Consider the following 15,437-nt stretch of genomic DNA (forward strand, 5'->3'; position numbering starts at 1 on the left):
GATACAAGTGGCTTCCAGTTCATGGCTACTTGGCGCGCTGCGCTGCAAGGTTGTGCTGTGTCGCTCTGCTGGCGGGGTTGCCATTGAGTTCCTCAAAGCCCAATCCACGGCGTGGATCAATCAAGCCGAAATACAGCCTGCGTGAGCAGAAATAGGCAATCCTGTGAGGCCTGTTCCGATGGAGGTCCGGCGCCGCGTGGCCGGCTTGGGGCAGCCCTGCCGGACCTCAATGAACCGCGGCCAGCGTCTTCAGCCGCACCAGCAGTGCACCGACGATGTCGCCATAGGTGCGCCGCTCGGCGAGCCCCACCCACTGTGCGAACGCAACGCGGAAGACCGCGATGCCCGCCTCCGCCACCAGGCTCGCGTCGGGCTCGCCGAATCCTCTTGCGCGCAAGGCCTCTGCCATTGCCGCCGACAGCCTTGACAACTTGATGAGCTCTCGCTCGTGCAGTTCGCCGGTGGCGGCGATCACCGAGGCACGCACGCGGGCAAAGTCGCGGCGATCCTCGTCGAAGAAGTCGGCGGGCGCCTGCAGCGCAAAAGCCATCGCTTCCATGGCCGTCGCATCCGTCGGAGCACCGCGGAGCGCCGCCACCATCGATTCCTGCAGCACTTCCGAACCGCTGAAAAGCACCTCGCGCTTGTCGGTGAAGTAGCGGAAGAACGTGCGCGAAGTGAGTCCCGCGCGCTCCGCGATGGCGGCGACGGTCGCCTGCTCGTAGCCGACCTCCGCGAACAGTTCCATGGCCGCCATTCGGAGGCGGCCCTCGCCATCAGGCTCCCATCGACCCATCGCATCCTCGCAGTGTTGACACAAAGTGACATCATAGGCCTACAATTATGTCACTCAATGACATCAAAGGACGTGCGCATGCGAATTCTCGTGACCGGGGCCTCTGGCTGGATCGGTTCAGCCAGCGTTACCGAACTCATCGCCGCCGGGCACCACGTGCTCGGCCTTGCCCGCAATGACGAGGCCGCGGCCAGGATCCGGGGCCTCGGCGCCGAGGCGATCCACGGCTCGCTCGACGATCTGGCCAGCCTGCGCGCTGCAGCAGCCCAGGCAGACGGCGTCGTACACCTCGCGTACAAGCACGATTTCTCGCAGATGGCTGACGCGGCGCGGGCCGATCGTGCGGCCATCGACGCCTTCGCCGATGTGCTGCAGGGCACCGGTGGCCCTTTGCTGATCGCCTCGGGCACGCTGGGTCTCGCACCTGGGCGGATCGGCCTCGAGGCCGACATGGCGGACTCGGCGGTTCACCCTCGCGTCGGAAATGCGGCTTACACGCTCGGCCTGGCCGAACGCGGAGTCCGCTCGCTCGTGGTGCGCTTTGCGCCGACGGTCCATGGTGCCGGAGGCGACCACGGCTTTGTTGCGACGCTGGCAAAAACAGCTCGGACCAAAGGCGTCTCTGCGTATCTCGGGGCCGGCCAGAACCGCTGGTCTGCCGTCCATCGGCTCGATGCCGCGAAGCTGGTGCAACTGGCGGTCGACAAGGCAAAGCCCGGTACCGTGCTGCACGCCGTCGCCGAGGAGGCCATCGCCGCGCGCGACATTGCCGCTGCGCTCGGCCAGTCCCTGGGTGTTCCGGTGGAATCGATTCCGTCAGACCGTGCGGCCGAGCACTTCGGCTGGATCGGCATGTTCTTCGGCGCCGACGCTCCTGCTTCGAGTACAGGAACGCGCGAGCTGCTGAACTGGGCGCCGTCGCATACGACGCTGCTCGAAGACATCGTGGCCGGCCACTACCCGGGCACCTGAGGCGAACCGGACGACAGGCGGCGTCGTGGCCTTGCCCTGGATGGCGCCGCTATGCGCCCTCGTGCGGTGATGCAACGGCCACCTCATCGACAAGAGCGCTGCTGGCGACGCCCTCCCCGAAATAGAAGGCCTGGATGTCCGCGCGCTGCCGCAGGGTCTGCGCATCGCCGCCAAGCACCGCCACGCCGGCATCGAGCACCGTCGCACGGTCGGCGTACTGCAGCGCCACGGTGGAGTTCTGCTCGGCCACGAGGATCGACAAGCCCTCCTCCCGGTTGAGCCGCCGCAGCTGCTCGAAGATGTCGCGCACCACCAGCGGCGCGAGCCCCATCGAGGGTTCGTCGAGCACCAGCAGCCGTGGCCGCGACATCAGCGCACGGCCGATGGCCGTCATCTGCTGCTCGCCGCCCGAGCTCAGGCCGGCGAGCGTGCCGCACCGGTCCTTCAGCTTCGGAAAGATCGCGTAGACCCGGGCGAGGTCTCCGGCGATCTCGGAGCGCCGCGCATCACGGCCGAGCGCACCGGTCAGCAGGTTCTCCTCCACCGTCAGCGAACGAAAGCAGTGCCGCCCTTCCAGCACCTGGACCAGGCCCAGCCGAAGCAGGTCGGCAGGGCTGGTTCGGCCCGTGTCGTGCCCGTCGAAGACGATGCGCCCTGCCGTCACCTGGCCGCGCTCGGCCGGCAGCAGGTTCGACACCGCCTTGAGCGTGGTCGACTTGCCCGTGCCGTTGGCACCGAGCAGCGCGTGGATCTCGCCGGGACGCACGTCGAGGCTCACACCATGGAGCGCGACGATGGAGCTCTGGTACGCCGCCTCGACGGCCTCGATGCGTAGCAAAGGGGCCGTCACCTCAGCTCCAGGCGTGGAAAGGCGGCTTCACGCCGTTGAGGAAGTAGTTGCCGACGATGGCGTACTTCCAGCGCACCGGGTCGTGCAGCGTGTGCGTGCGCGCATTGCGCCAGTGGCGGTCGAGGTTGTACTGGCCCAGCGTCGAGCGCGTGCCCGCCAGTTCGAAGAGCTTGTTGGTCGCCAGGATCGCGATCTCGGTGGAAAGCACCTTGGCCTCGGCCGTCGCGACTTGCGCCGCCGCCACACTCTCGGCGTCGGGCGCGGCCACGGCACGGTCGATGGCGCGGCCCGCGCGCTCCAGCAGGGCCTCGCTCGCATGCAGGCGGATCTGCAGGTCGCCCACCGCCTGGATCGAGTACGGGTCTTCCCACGCATGGTCGCGCTGGCTGTCGATCCACGGGCGCGTCTTGGTGCGGATGAAATCAACCGTCTCCGCGATGGCGCCGCGCGCGATGCCCACGTCGACCGCCGCCTGGATGATCTGGAAGATGGCGCCGTCGGCCGACGGCGCGTCGTAGCCCTTGTAGGCCGGGATCAGGTGTGTCTTCGGTACCTTCACGCGGTCGATGACCACCGTGCCGCTGAGCGTGGTGCGCTGGCCGAAGGCCGACCAGTCGTCGATCACGGTGAGGCCCGGCGCATTGCGCTCGGCCACCACGTACCAGGTCCTTCCCTGCTCGTCGTTGGCCACGATGGGCACGTAGTGCGCGAGCAAAGCACCGGTCGAGTAGAACTTCTTGCCGGTCACCACCACATGGTCGCCCGCGTCGGTGAAGCGTGTCTCGAAGTCGGCCGCGCGCCTGGAGCCCGACTCCGAGAACGCATTGCCCCAACGCACGCCGCGCAGGAAGTCGGAGAAGAAGAGCTTCTGCTGCGCGGCGTCGGACACCGTGCGCACCGCCGCGACGAAGCCCAGGTGGTTCTGCGTGATCTGCCCAAGAGATGGGTCCGCCGCCGAGATGATCGCGATCACCTCGGCCAGCGTGGCATACGACACCTCGGCCCCGCCGAAGGCCTTGGGCACGTTGATGGCCCAGAGACCGCTCTGCGAATAGGCGTCGATCTCCTCGACCGGCCAGCGGCGCAGGCGGTCGCGCTCGGAGGCGCCGACGATCAGCTTCGCGGCCAGCGCGTGCGCCACGGCAATGGCCTCGGCGTCGTCGCGGATCACGTGCGCAGGCGTGTCGGATAGCGGAAAGCCGGGCACGGCATCGTTCGCGGCGGCGGCAGCCGATCCGGCCGCGTGGGATTGGAGAACAGCGGACATGGTGTTGCCTTTCTGGAATTCGTACGCGGGCTTCAGTCGTCGATGCTCTTGCGCACCTTCACGTTCTTCTCCTTGGCATAGGCCAGCGAAGACTTCTCGATGATCGGCCGCAGCAGCTTCCAGTCGGGCGCGATCCAGTCGGACACCACGTTCCACTTGCTGCCGTCCCATTGCTGGAAGGCCACGCGGCCATCGCCCTCGTGGTTGTCCCAGGTCACATTGATCGAGTGGAACAACCCCTTGGCGCCGAGCGCGGCGGCGCGCGCCTCGTCGATCTTCAGGTTCTCCAGGCCCCAGCGGACCTCGTCGCCGGTGAGCGTGCGCTTGCCGAACTTGGCTTGCGCGATGCGGATGGCCTCCACGTTCAGGATGCCGTTGAGCACGCCGAGGTTGTGATACACGCTGCCGATGCGCTTCGGGTCCTGCAGGTTGCCCTTGCCCGCGCCGTAGACGGTCTTGGTGATCTCCTGCAGCACCGGGTACTGGGCACCCGCCGCCACGGTGGTGATGGCCACGTAGCCCTTGGCCGCGTCGCCCGCGGGAATCACGTCTTCCTCGGAGTTGGACCAGACGTTGCCCACAATGTGGTCGACCGGAAAACCTGTCTTCTGCGCCGTCTTGAGCGCCACCGGGTTCATCACGCCCCAACCGCGCAGCACCACGTAGTCGGGCTTGGCGCGGCGGATGGCGAGCCACTGTGACTGCTGCTCGTTGCCCGGGTGCGGCACCTCGATCTGCTGCAGCGCGAAGCCGTATTTCTTCGCCAGCAGCTCGTAGATCGGGATGGTCTCCTTGCCGTAGGGCGAGCCGTGGTACAGCACCACGATCTTCTTGCCCTTGAGCTTGTCGGCGCCGCCCTCCTTGCCCGCGATGTAGTTCACGATGCCGGAGGTCTCGCTGTACGGGTTGAGCAGCAGCGGGAAGATGTACTTGAACACGCGGCCGTCGGTGGTGTCGGTGCGGCCGTGGTTGATGGTGAGCAGCGGCACCTTGTCGGCCGTTACGCGGTCGATCAGCGCATAGGCGATGCCGACTGACAGCGGGTTCCAGGTCGCGATGCCGGGGCGCTGCTTGAGGCGCTCGTACACCTCCACGCCGCGCTCCACCTCGTACTGCGTCTCGCCCTCCTCCCAGGTCAGCTTGACGCCGCCCACGCCGCCATCGCGCGTGTTCACCAGGTTCAGGTAGTCGATGAAGCCGCCGAAGAAGCCCGTGCCGCCCGCCGCATAGGGGCCGACGCGATAGCTCTGCAGCGGGAAGAACTGCTCGTTGCCATCGGCATGCGCGAACTGCAGGACGCTCGCGGCCAGGGTGACGGCCACAGCCGCGGTTTTCAGATGCTTGATGAAGGACATGGTGGTGATGAAGACTCTTGGGATGCGAAGGAAAAAGGAAAGGTGTCGTGCGCTCAGGCTGGAGAGGGGCCCGCGAACCGCTTGCGCGCGCGGTCCCAGAGGGCAGCCAGCCCCTGCGGCTCCACGACGAGGAAAAAAATGATCAGCGCGCCGAGCACGATGCGCTGGCTCATGTCGAGCACGCCCGAATCGAACCAGCCGCCGAGCAGGAAACTGCCCGCACGCGAGAGCAGCAGCGGAAACACCACGATCAGCGCGGCGCCGAGGAAGGCCCCGCGGATCGTCGCGAGCCCGCCGATGATCACGATGAAGAGAATCTGGAACGAGCGGTCGAGGTTGAAGCCCGCCGGCTCCACCGTGCGCAGGTAGACGAAGCCCCACAGCACGCCCGCCACGCCGACGATGAACGACGACACCGCGAACGCCAGCAGCTTGGTGCGCAGCACCGGCACGCCGATCACGCGCGCCGCCAGCTCGTTGTCGCGCACGGCGATGAAGTGGTGGCCCGTCTGCGTGCGCACCAGCCGCCATGCCAGCAGGGTGAGCACCGTCACCACGGCCAGCGAGAAGACGTAGCGTCGTACGGGCGTGTCGAACACGAACCCCGCCACCTCGAGCGCCGGCGCGTCGATCACGCCCGAAGGGTTGTCGTTGCTGAGCCAGCTGAACTTGGTCAGCGCCCATTGCACGAAGAACTGCGCGGCCAGCGTCGACACCGCCAGGTAGAAGCCGCGCAGCCGCAGGCTCGGCAAGCCGAACACCAGCCCGACGACGGTTGCGGCGAGGCCCGCGAGCCCGATGCTCGCCAGCAGCGGCAGCCCCTCCACCCGCAGGTTGAAGTTGTAGGCGGCGAAGGCGCCGACCGCCATGAAGGCGGCCGTACCCAGCGAAAGCTGACCCGCATAGCCGGTCAGCAGGTTGAGCCCGACAGCCGCGAGCGACAGCGCGAGAAACGGGATCAGCAGCGCATCGAACACATAGCCGGACGCGACGAACGGCACGATGCCGAAAGCGATGACGAGCACGGCCAGCGGCCAGGTCCATGGGGGCACGGAAACGGTACGCATGGCTCAGGCACGCTCCACCAGTTTCTGACCGAACAGCCCGCTCGGCCGGATCAACAGGAAGGCCAGCGCCGCGACATAGGCGAACCAGCTCTCGATGCCGCCGCCCACGAAGGGCCCGATATACACCTCGGCCAACTTCTCTAGCGCGCCGATCACCAGCCCGCCGACGATTGCGCCGAGGATCGAGTCGAACCCGCCCAACACCAGCACCGGCAATGCCTTCAGCACCACGAGCGAGAGCGAGAACTGTACGCCCAGCCGCGCGCCCCACAGCAGGCCGGCCACTAGCGCGATGACGCCGGCTGCGGCCCAAACCGTGGCCCAGATGCGCGGCAGCCGCAGACCGACCGCGATAGCCGCATAGGTGTCGTCCGCCACCGCGCGGAAAGCCAGGCCCACGCGGGTGTAGCGGAAGAAGGCCGAGAGCAGCGCAACCATCACGCCGGCCGTGGCGGCAGCGAACAGGTCGAAGGTCGAAACCATGATGCCCAGGAACTCCAGCGGCTCGTCCGCGATGCCGAGCTCCAGCGCATGCACCTGCGTGCCCCACACCAGCTGCGCCACGCCCTCGATCACGTAAGACAGGCCCAGCGTCGCCATGAACAGCGTGATCGGCGGCTGGTTCACCAGCGGACGCAGAACGGTGCGCTCGATGACCAGCCCCAGCGCCACCATGAGAGCGAAGGTCAGCACGAGGGCAAGCGCGAAGGGCACGCCGCGCTCGACCAGGCTCACGAAGGTGAGTGCCGCAAACAGCAGCTGCGCACCCTGCGCGAAGTTGAGCACCCCCGATGTCTTGTAGATCAGCACGAAGCCGATGGCCACCAGCGAATACATCACGCCCGAAAGCAGGCCGCCGACGAGCACTTCTGCGAAGAAGCCGAGATCGAAGCCGTCCATCAGGCCTGCCCCCCGGTGTCGTCGTCGTGGGCTACGCCCAGGTAGGCGTCGATCACAGCCCGGTCGCCGCGCACCTCGGCGGGCGTGCCGTCGGCGATCTTGCGGCCGTGGTCGAACACGGCCACGCGGTCCGAGAGGCCCAGCACCACGCCGATGTCGTGCTCGATCAACAGGATGGTGGTGCCGAATTCGTCGCGCGCGGCGCGCACGAAATGCGCCATCTCTCTTTTCTCGGTGACGGTCATGCCGGCCATCGGCTCGTCGAGCAGCAGCAGTTGCGGTGATGCCACCAGCGCACGCGCCAGTTCGACGCGCTTTTGCAGGCCATAGGCCAGCGTGCCCGCGAGCCGCTCGCTCACGGCGCCCAGCCCGAGAAAACCGATGATCGCGTCGGCCCGCGCGCGCGCATCCTCGCGTTCTCGGCGTGCGCGGCCCAGCCCGACGAGCTGCTCGACGAAGGTGGAGCGCGCCGCATCGACGCGCCCGAGCACGATGTTGTCGCGCACGCTCAGGCCCTTGAAGAGCGCCAGGTTCTGGAAGGTGCGCGCGACGCCCAGCCGGGCCAGCCGCGCGGTCGGCACGTGGCCGAAGCTGCGCCCGCCGATCCACACGCGCCCGCGGTCGGGCCGGTACAGCCCGCTGATGACGTTGACCAGCGAACTCTTGCCCGCGCCGTTGGGGCCGATGACGGCACGGATCTCCCCCTTCGCGATCGACAGGTCCACACCCGACAGCGCGGTGACGCCGCCGAAGGACAGTTCTATGCCCTCCAGCCGTAGCGCGGCCGACGTCGCGGCGTGTTCTCCGACCGGCGCCGTGCGCCCCGCCGGCACGAAGGCCACCGGGTCGACGCCCAGAGGGATCGGTCCCGCCTCGAAGAAAAGATCGGGCATCACGGCGAGGCTCAAGCCACGGCTTCCAGCGCCGCCTTGCCGGCGTTGCCGGCCTGGCCTGCACGCGCGGCCTGCTCCGCTTCGAGCTTGCGCACCAGCGGCAGGACCTTCTCGCCGAAGTACTCCACCTCCTCGATGAAGTGCAGGAAGCCCGTCAGGATCAGGTCAACGCCGATGGCCTTGAGCGCCACGATGCGCTCGGCGATCTGCTGCGGCGTGCCGATGAGGTCGGTGCGAAAGCCGTCGTTGTACTGCACCAGGTCTTCGAAGGTCGACTTGGCCCAGTTGCCCTCGCCTTCGGGCGACGCCTTGCCGGCCTGCTTCACCGCGTCGCCGAAGGCATGCACCGCCTCGACATGGGCGTGCTCGATGATGTCCGCCAGCACCGCCCTGGCTTCTTCTTCGGTGTCGCGGGCGATGACGAAGGCGTTCACGCCGATGCGCACCGTGTGGCCGTTCTGCGCCGCCTTGGCCTGGATGTCGTCGATCTGCGCCTTCAGGCCCTCGGGCGTGTTGCCGTTGGTGAAGTACCAGTCCGACACGCTGGCCGCGTTGTCGCGCGCGGCGCGCGAGCTGCCGCCCTGGAAGATCTCGGGGTGCGGCTTCTGCACCGGCTTCGGGCTCAACGTGTAGTCGCTGAAGCGGTAGAAGTCGCCCTTGAAGGTGAAGTTGTCCTGCGTCCAGATGCCCTTGAGCGCGCGGATGAACTCGTTGGAGCGGCGGTAGCGCTCGTCGTGTTCGAGCCACGGCTCGCCGATGGCCTGGAACTCGCCCTTGAACCAGCCGCTGACCACGTTGATGGCGATGCGGCCGTTGGAGATGTGGTCGATGGTGGCGATCTGCTTGGCCACCACCGCAGGGTTCCACGGCCCGGGCAGGATGGCGGCGAGCACCTTGAGCTTCGTGGTGGCATGCAGCAGTGCCTGGCTGAAGGACACCGACTCGTGCTGGTACTCCGCGCCGTAGCCGGCCGTGAAGCGGATCTGGCTCAGCGCGTACTCGAAGCCGGCCTTCTCGGCCGCGACAGCGAGGCGCTGGTTGTATTCGAGGCTCCAGTCGGTGCGCTGCGCGATGGTGCTGACCACGAGGCCGCCACTGACGTTGGGCACCCAGTAGGCGAACTTGACGGGGGCGGCGGTGGAGGACGACGGTTGGCTCATGACGGGTTTCTCTCTGTGTGGACGGTCGATCGGGAGGAAGGCTTCTCAGGCGGCCAGCGCGACGGGCGCTGGTTTGCGAACGGCGGGCGTGGCGGGTGTGTCGGGCACCGAGGCCGCGCGCAGTTGAGGCACGGCACGCGCCACGGCCAGCGCAATGCGTTCGCGCAGCGCGGGGCTGGCGATCTCGTAGCCTTCGAAGTCCTTCTCGACCGCATAGACGCCGATGGGCAGCGTGAGCGCCTGGAAGAAGCTGAAGAGCGGGCGCAGCTGATGGTCGATGACCAGCGCGTGGCGGTCGCTGCCGCCGGTGGCCGCGAGCAGCACGGGCTTGTCGGTCAGCGCCTCGTGATGCACGAAGTCGAACAGGTGCTTGAAGAGACCGGTGTACGAGCCACGATAGACCGGGCTCGCCACCAGCAGCAGGTCGGCCGACTCGATGGCCGCGATGCTCTCTTCGACGGCAGCAGGCAACTGGTTGCGGTAGAGCACGCCGGCGAACTGCGGGCCGATGTCGCCGAGCGAGATCACGCGCGCATCGATGGCGATCTCGTCGCCGAGCGCGGCCAGCAGTTGATCGACCAGCACCAGCGTGCGCGAGGGACGCTGCAGGCTGCCGGAGACGGCGACGACTTTCAGTTTTCGACTCATGTTGATATGACCTCTATTTGGAAGCCACGATCGATTCGCGGCACGCTGGATATATGCGAATGGCGTGCCACTTCCTTTTTCCTTATGAATCAAGGAGTTAGAGCGAAATGGCTATTCGCGCGCATGCTGAATCGGAAGCAGGCTGCGGGTGAGTTGCTGATCAGCCAGCAGCTGCGCAGCCATAGTCGTTTGGAGCAGATCGGTATGCGGGCATCGAATGAACGCCAGGCAGCAATCCGACGGGAAAACTGCTTCCCATACAGCAGCAAAAGCAGCGCAAATGGGAGCCGAAAAGCACGACGGGCCTGCGACGCGAAGCCGCGGGCCCGTGGCATGGCGATGGCGAAGTTCAGGAATAGAAGCTGGGTTGCGGCAGGCGTGCGTTGAGCGCCCACTGGCCCAGCTCGCGCACCTTGTAGTCCACCGGATCGTGCAGCGTATGCACGCGCAGGTTGCGCCAGTAACGGTCAAGGCGCAGCGCGGCGGTGGTGGCACGCGCGCCCGTCACTTCGAACATGCGGTGCGCCACCTCGAGGCTCGCACGCGTGCTCGCGACCTTGGCGGCGGCGACTGCAACAGCCACCTGGCCACGCTCCTGCTCGTCGAGCGAAGTGCCGCGCAGCCATGCCTGATCGAAGGCCGCGGCCGCCTGGTCGAGCAGCAGGCGGGCGCCTTGCAGCGCGAGCCAGAAATCGCCGTAGTGCGTGAGCACGTACGGGTCTTCGTTCGCGGTCGATGCCGTCGAGAACAGCCAGGGCCGGCCCTGCTGCAGCGTGAACGCCCTCGCCTCCTCGAGCGCGCCCTCGCCCAGGCCCAGGTAGATGTTCGCGAGGATCAGTTGCGCCAGCAGCGGGCGCAGGCAGGCGAACGGCGTCGACAGCGGGCCGGGGTCGAGCAGCAGCTCGTTCGCCTCGACGTGCACGCCGTCGAACAGCACGCTGCCGCTGTCGGTCTGGCGCTGGCCCATGTTGTCCCAGTCGCCGAGCACCGTGATGCCCGCGCGCCGCGTGGGCACAACGCCGATCAGCAGGCGGTCGTTCGCATCGAGGGCCGAGGCGAGCAGCATGTCGGAGTCGCTGGCACCCGAGCAGAAGCTCTTGCGGCCCGAGAACACATGCCCGCCGTCGACGGCCTCGGCGCGCGTGGATTTGTCGAGCGGGTTCAGCGCATTGCCCCAGAACCAGCGATGCTCGCGGGTCTGTTCGATCCACGGCTGCCATTGCGTGCGTTGAGCGAAGAGCTGCGTGGTCGCGAGCAGCAGGTGATGAAAGGCAAAGAGATGCGCCACCGAGCTGTCGACACGCGCGAAGCTGCGAACCACGTCGAGTGTCTGCCGCCAGCTCGCACCCAGACCGCCCAACTCGGCCGGCACGCTGAGCATCAGCAGGTCGCTGTCGCGCAGCAGGTCGCGCTCGGCCTTGGGCGTGCCGCCGAGCTGGTCGCGTTCCACGGCGGTTTGCGCCAGCGCCTGCGCGACGCGCTGCGCGCTCGCATGCCACGGCACGACCTCGTCGCCGGCCTCCGCGGAAAAATGCTTCATGCGGCAGCCTTCTCACGCACGGGCACCTGCGCAACCTGCACATCCTGTGAAGACGGCGGCACGATGTCGTTGGCGATGACTTCGCCGAAGGGCCCGGTGATGTTGGCGTGCCCAGCCGGGCGCACATGGTCGAGCGGCAGCAGCGGGAACAGCAGCTCGGCCACCCGGTACGCCTCTTCGAGATGCGGGTAGCCCGAGAAGATGAAGGTCTCCACGCCGAGCGCGGCGTATTCCTTGATGCGCGCAGCCACCTCCTCGGGGCTGCCCACCAGCGCCGTGCCCGCACCGCCGCGCACCAGGCCCACGCCCGCCCACAGGTTGGGCGACACCTCGAGCCTGTCGCGCCGCCCGCCGTGCAGTGCCGCCATGCGCTGCTGGCCCACCGAGTCGAAGCGCGAGAAGGCTTTCTGCGCGGCCGCGATGGTGTCGTCGGTCACGTAGGAAATGAGTTCGTCGGCGGCGCGCCATGCCGCCTCGCTGGTCTCGCGCACGATCACGTGCAGCCGGATGCCGAAGCGCAGCGTGCGGCCATGCTTCGCCGCCGCGGCGCGGGCCTTCGCGATCTTGTCGGCCACGTCGGCCGGTGGCTCGCCCCAGGTGAGGTACACGTCGGCCTGCTCACCCGCGAGTGCGATCGCCGCATCCGACGAGCCACCGAACCACAGTGGCGGATAGGGCTTCTGCACGGGTGGATAGAGCGTCTTCGCGTTCTCCACGCGCAGGTGCTTGCCCGAGAAATTCACGGTCTCACCGGCCGCCACGCCGCGCCAGATGCGCAGGAATTCATCGGTGACCTCGTAGCGCTCGGCATGCGTGAGGAAGCTGCCGTCGCCGTGCTGTTCGTCGGGGTCGCCGCCGGTCACCACGTTGATGAGCAGGCGGCCTTCGGAGAAGCGGTCGAGCGTGGCGGCCTGGCGCGCGGAGACCGTCGGCGAAATGATGCCAGGGCGGATCGCGACCAGGAACTTGAGTCGCTCGGTCTGCGCCGCGAGCGACGAGGCGACCACCCACGAGTCCTCGCAGGAACGCCCCGTCGGAATCAGCACGCCTTCGTAGCCCAGTTCGTCGGCGGCCTGCGCTACTTGCCGCAGGTATCGATGGCTCACGGTGCGCGCGCCGCGCGAGGTGCCGAGGTAGCGGCTGTCGCCGTGCGTGGGAAGAAACCAGAAAAGTTGCATGAGGTGATTCAGCAGTTAGCGTGCCAGTCGCTCCGCCTGTGGAAACGCGTCGAAGCTCGCAATTTCTGCTGCTCCAGCAGCAGCCGAGCACCACATCTGCTGCGCGCGGCGCATCGGCGCGCCTCCGCTGCTGCCATGGAAGCAAAACAAGGATCGATATACGGATCGCATCGTTGGCCGGGCGCATGGTCGCCGCCAACATGCTGCTGGCGCAGCATCCGTGCTGCCTGCACATCACCGAGGGCCTGTGTGAGTTCAGTGAGTTCAGTTCTTTCCATTCCCGTTTCCGAATCACCTCGCGACGTTGCCCGCGACCTCATGCAGCGCTTCGCGGCGACTGCGGTGGAACGCGACGAGCGCGGCGGCACACCGAAGGCCGAACGCGATGCCCTGCGCGAGAGCGGCCTGCTCGCGCTCAGCATCCCGCGCGAATTCGGCGGCGGCGGCGCGGACTGGCGCGAGACGCTCGATGTCGTGCGCCTGCTCGCGCAGGCCGACAGTTCGCTCGCGCACGTGTTCGGCTTTCATCACCTGATGCTCGCCACGGTGCGCCTCTTCGCGCGACCCGTGCAATGGCAGCCGTGGTTCGAGCAGACCGCGCGCCGACGATGGTTCTGGGGCAATGCGCTCAATCCGCTGGACGACCGCACGGTGTCGAGCGCGCACGAGGGCTGGCGCGAATTCACCGGGCAGAAGAGCTTCTGCTCGGGCGCGCTCGACTCCGAGATGCTGATCGCCTCGGCGCGTGAGGAAGGCAGCGGCGCCTTCATCGTCGCGGCGGTACCCACCGGCCGCTCGGGCATCTTCGTCGCACCCGACTGGAACAACATCGGCCAGCGCCAGACCGACAGCGGCAGCGTGACCTTCGAGAAGGTGCGTGTCGAGCAGCACGAGGTGCTGTCCGATCCAGGCCCGCTCTCGACCCCCTTCGCCTGCCTGCGGCCGTTGGTATCGCAGCTCGTGCTGGCCAACATCTACCTCGGCATCGCAGAGGGTGCCTTCGACGACGCGAGGCACTACACGCTGCACGAGTCGCGCCCCTGGCATGCGGCCAAGGTTGCGCAGATGCACGAAGACCCCTACGTGCTCGGCCACTACGGCGACTTCTGGGTCGGCCTGGAGAGCGTGCGGGTGCTGGCCGACCGCGCGGCCGACCGGCTCGATGCGGCATGGCGGCGTGGCCCCGCGCTAACCGAAGCCGAGCGCGGCGAGGTCGCGGTGGCCGTGGCCACCGCCAAGGTCGCGGCAACGAACACGGGGCTGGAGATCTGTACGCGCATGTTCGACGTGGCCGGCGCACGTGCCACGCACGGCGGCCTGCGGCTCGACCGCCACTGGCGCAACCTGCGCACCCAGTCCCTGCACGACCCCGTGGCCTACAAGCTGCGCGAGCTCGGCGAATGGGCCCTCAAGCAGCAATACCCCGTACCGACCTTCTACTCATGACCGCCTACACCCGCCCTCTCGCCGTGCTGCCGCCGGCCGATGCGTCCACCGCACCGGACGAGGACTGGGAGGCCCCCGCGCCATCCACGCTGCTCACACTGCCCAACCCGCGCAAGCTCACCACCTCGATCCGCGCCACCGCCCAGGTGTTCCAGGACCCGCGCTCGGCCGCGCTGCTCGAGCGCATCCGCCTGGTGGCGCCCAGCGATGCCAACGTGCTCATCATCGGAGAGACCGGCACCGGCAAGGAGCTGATCGCACGGCACGTGCACGACCTCAGCCGGCGCAGCAGCCGGCCCTTCGTGGCCGTGAACTGCGGCGCCTTCTCCGAGAGCCTGGTCGAGAGCGAGCTCTTCGGCCACGAGAAAGGCGCCTTCACCGGCGCGTTCTCGGCCAAGACGGGATGGTTCGAGGCGGCCAACGGCGGCACGCTCTTTCTCGACGAGATCGGCGACCTGCCGCTGTCGATCCAGGTCAAGCTGCTGCGCGTGCTGCAGGAGCGCGAGGTGGTGCGGCTGGGCTCGCGCAAGAGCGTGCCCATCGACGTGCGCGTGGTGGCCGCCACCAACGTGCGGCTGCAGGACGCGGTGGCCGCGGGCAACTTCCGCGAAGACCTGTTCTACCGACTGCACGTGGTGCACCTCGCGCTGCCGACGCTGCGCGAGCGGCCCGGCGACATCCTTCCGCTGGCACGGCACTTCATCGAGGAATACCGCCAGCGGCTGGGCTACGGCCCGGTGCGCCTCGATGCGAGCGCGGAGCAGAAGCTGGGCGCGCACGGCTGGCCCGGCAACATCCGCGAGCTGGAGAACGTGATCCACCACGCGTTGCTGATCTGCCAACACGGCGTGCTGGGCGCGGAACATCTACATCTGTCCTCGCTGAACATCCAGCGGCGCACACCCGAAGACGAGCCTCCGGCCGGCGCCACGCCGCAACAGGCGCTGGAGGCCGTGCTGCGCGACCTCTTCAACGAGCCGAACGAGCAGTTGTTCGAGCAGATCGAGGAAACCGTGATGCGCACGGCCTTCGAGTTCTGCCACCGCAACCAGGTACAGGCGGCCAAGCTGCTCGGCATCAGCCGCAATGTGCTGCGCTCGCGGCTCATCAAGAGCCGGGAGATTTCTGCGTTGAAGTAGCGGCGCCCATGCTTCTTCGAATATATGAATTTATGCTTTGTCAAAAAATATAGAGGCTCGAAGACGGGCATCGCCCACACGCGCTAGGGGCAACTGCGTCACGAACTAGTTCTAACCATGACGCGCGCCGTCCGCCTCGGCATCTACGCCTAACACGAGGCCTGCAAAGACGAATATTGAAGGACCTGTCGACATTACCGATCAAACGGCAGGCTGAAATCGTGAG

15 protein-coding genes are annotated in these 15,437 nt (G+C 67.4%); 3 read left to right on the forward strand and 12 right to left on the reverse strand.

The genetic code is table 11. The annotated features are described in order from the left end of the window. Nucleotides 1-226: 226 nt before the first annotated feature. Nucleotides 227-748, reverse strand: a complete 522-nt coding sequence (locus EJP69_RS20140) for a TetR family transcriptional regulator (protein WP_240652233.1) — start codon at nucleotides 746-748, stop codon at nucleotides 227-229. A gap of 126 nt (nucleotides 749-874) precedes the next feature. On the opposite strand from EJP69_RS20140, the gene EJP69_RS20145 reads away from it, so the two are divergent. Beyond that, nucleotides 875-1,768, forward strand: a complete 894-nt coding sequence (locus EJP69_RS20145; protein ID WP_126472260.1) for an SDR family oxidoreductase — start codon at nucleotides 875-877, stop codon at nucleotides 1,766-1,768. Between the two features lie 49 nt (nucleotides 1,769-1,817). On the opposite strand, the gene EJP69_RS20150 is transcribed toward EJP69_RS20145, so the two are convergent. The 11 genes from EJP69_RS20150 to EJP69_RS29525 form a co-directional block, all read right to left on the reverse strand. Then, nucleotides 1,818-2,618 carry an ABC transporter ATP-binding protein gene (locus EJP69_RS20150; RefSeq protein ID WP_126472261.1) on the reverse strand — a complete coding sequence of 267 codons (801 nt, stop codon included), beginning with the start codon at nucleotides 2,616-2,618 and terminating at the stop codon, nucleotides 1,818-1,820. A 1-nt stretch (nucleotide 2,619) separates the two neighbouring features. Continuing rightward, nucleotides 2,620-3,885 (reverse strand): SfnB family sulfur acquisition oxidoreductase, encoded by a 1,266-nt coding sequence (locus EJP69_RS20155; protein WP_126472262.1) that lies wholly within the window; start codon nucleotides 3,883-3,885, stop codon nucleotides 2,620-2,622. Between the two features lie 32 nt (nucleotides 3,886-3,917). Beyond that, the gene (locus tag EJP69_RS20160; protein ID WP_126472263.1) at nucleotides 3,918-5,240 is read right to left on the reverse strand and encodes an ABC transporter substrate-binding protein; all 1,323 of its coding nucleotides are present in this window, start codon (nucleotides 5,238-5,240) and stop codon (nucleotides 3,918-3,920) included. Between the two features lie 53 nt (nucleotides 5,241-5,293). After that, nucleotides 5,294-6,307, reverse strand: coding sequence for a branched-chain amino acid ABC transporter permease (locus tag EJP69_RS20165; RefSeq protein WP_126472264.1), 1,014 nt, complete (start codon nucleotides 6,305-6,307; stop codon nucleotides 5,294-5,296). 3 nt (nucleotides 6,308-6,310) lie between these two features. Then, nucleotides 6,311-7,207, reverse strand: a complete 897-nt coding sequence (locus EJP69_RS20170; protein ID WP_126472265.1) for a branched-chain amino acid ABC transporter permease — start codon at nucleotides 7,205-7,207, stop codon at nucleotides 6,311-6,313. Next, nucleotides 7,207-8,115, reverse strand: coding sequence for an ABC transporter ATP-binding protein (locus EJP69_RS20175; protein WP_240652234.1), 909 nt, complete (start codon nucleotides 8,113-8,115; stop codon nucleotides 7,207-7,209). The genes EJP69_RS20170 and EJP69_RS20175 overlap by 1 nt, the downstream gene beginning before the upstream one ends. After that, nucleotides 8,112-9,260, reverse strand: coding sequence for a dimethylsulfone monooxygenase SfnG (gene sfnG, locus EJP69_RS20180; RefSeq protein ID WP_126472266.1), 1,149 nt, complete (start codon nucleotides 9,258-9,260; stop codon nucleotides 8,112-8,114). Before sfnG ends, EJP69_RS20175 begins: the two co-directional genes overlap by 4 nt. Before the next feature lie 45 nt (nucleotides 9,261-9,305). Continuing rightward, entirely contained in the window at nucleotides 9,306-9,908 is a 603-nt protein-coding gene (gene msuE / locus EJP69_RS20185) for an FMN reductase (RefSeq protein ID WP_126472267.1), read from the reverse strand. Between the two features lie 349 nt (nucleotides 9,909-10,257). Continuing rightward, nucleotides 10,258-11,448, reverse strand: a complete 1,191-nt coding sequence (locus tag EJP69_RS20190) for an acyl-CoA dehydrogenase family protein (RefSeq protein WP_126472268.1) — start codon at nucleotides 11,446-11,448, stop codon at nucleotides 10,258-10,260. Next, entirely contained in the window at nucleotides 11,445-12,626 is a 1,182-nt protein-coding gene (ssuD, locus tag EJP69_RS20195; RefSeq protein WP_126472269.1) for an FMNH2-dependent alkanesulfonate monooxygenase, read from the reverse strand. The genes EJP69_RS20190 and ssuD overlap by 4 nt, the downstream gene beginning before the upstream one ends. Nucleotides 12,627-12,634: 8 nt before the next feature. Then, nucleotides 12,635-12,904: a hypothetical protein gene (locus EJP69_RS29525; RefSeq protein WP_170217165.1), complete on the reverse strand. Its 270-nt coding sequence runs from the start codon at nucleotides 12,902-12,904 to the stop codon at nucleotides 12,635-12,637. Nucleotides 12,905-12,944: 40 nt separating this feature from the next. On the opposite strand from EJP69_RS29525, the gene EJP69_RS20200 reads away from it, so the two are divergent. Together EJP69_RS20200 and EJP69_RS20205 are read left to right on the forward strand one after the other, a co-directional pair. Beyond that, complete coding sequence (locus EJP69_RS20200) at nucleotides 12,945-14,072, forward strand: acyl-CoA dehydrogenase family protein (protein WP_240652235.1); 1,128 nt, start codon at nucleotides 12,945-12,947, stop codon at nucleotides 14,070-14,072. After that, the gene (locus tag EJP69_RS20205; protein WP_126472271.1) at nucleotides 14,069-15,211 is read left to right on the forward strand and encodes a sigma-54 interaction domain-containing protein; all 1,143 of its coding nucleotides are present in this window, start codon (nucleotides 14,069-14,071) and stop codon (nucleotides 15,209-15,211) included. Before EJP69_RS20200 ends, EJP69_RS20205 begins: the two co-directional genes overlap by 4 nt. The last annotated feature ends 226 nt before the right edge of the window (nucleotides 15,212-15,437 follow it).

The organism is Variovorax gossypii (assembly GCF_003965815.1).
Taxonomy (GTDB): domain Bacteria; phylum Pseudomonadota; class Gammaproteobacteria; order Burkholderiales; family Burkholderiaceae_C; genus Variovorax; species Variovorax gossypii.

What these genes read in the sequence shown, in the direction of transcription:
- EJP69_RS20160 (WP_126472263.1), bottom strand. Translation starts at nt 5,240, where the DNA reads ATGTCCTTCATCAAGCATCTGAAAACCGCGGCTGTGGCCGTCACCCTG.
- EJP69_RS29525 (WP_170217165.1), bottom strand. Translation starts at nt 12,904, where the DNA reads ATGGAAAGAACTGAACTCACTGAACTCACACAGGCCCTCGGTGATGTG.
- EJP69_RS20165 (WP_126472264.1), bottom strand. Translation starts at nt 6,307, where the DNA reads ATGCGTACCGTTTCCGTGCCCCCATGGACCTGGCCGCTGGCCGTGCTC.
- sfnG (WP_126472266.1), bottom strand. Translation starts at nt 9,260, where the DNA reads ATGAGCCAACCGTCGTCCTCCACCGCCGCCCCCGTCAAGTTCGCCTAC.
- EJP69_RS20140 (WP_240652233.1), bottom strand. Translation starts at nt 748, where the DNA reads ATGGAACTGTTCGCGGAGGTCGGCTACGAGCAGGCGACCGTCGCCGCC.
- EJP69_RS20155 (WP_126472262.1), bottom strand. Translation starts at nt 3,885, where the DNA reads ATGTCCGCTGTTCTCCAATCCCACGCGGCCGGATCGGCTGCCGCCGCC.
- ssuD (WP_126472269.1), bottom strand. Translation starts at nt 12,626, where the DNA reads ATGCAACTTTTCTGGTTTCTTCCCACGCACGGCGACAGCCGCTACCTC.
- EJP69_RS20190 (WP_126472268.1), bottom strand. Translation starts at nt 11,448, where the DNA reads ATGAAGCATTTTTCCGCGGAGGCCGGCGACGAGGTCGTGCCGTGGCAT.
- EJP69_RS20170 (WP_126472265.1), bottom strand. Translation starts at nt 7,207, where the DNA reads ATGGACGGCTTCGATCTCGGCTTCTTCGCAGAAGTGCTCGTCGGCGGC.
- EJP69_RS20145 (WP_126472260.1), top strand. Translation starts at nt 875, where the DNA reads ATGCGAATTCTCGTGACCGGGGCCTCTGGCTGGATCGGTTCAGCCAGC.
- EJP69_RS20205 (WP_126472271.1), top strand. Translation starts at nt 14,069, where the DNA reads ATGACCGCCTACACCCGCCCTCTCGCCGTGCTGCCGCCGGCCGATGCG.
- msuE (WP_126472267.1), bottom strand. Translation starts at nt 9,908, where the DNA reads ATGAGTCGAAAACTGAAAGTCGTCGCCGTCTCCGGCAGCCTGCAGCGT.
- EJP69_RS20200 (WP_240652235.1), top strand. Translation starts at nt 12,945, where the DNA reads ATGCAGCGCTTCGCGGCGACTGCGGTGGAACGCGACGAGCGCGGCGGC.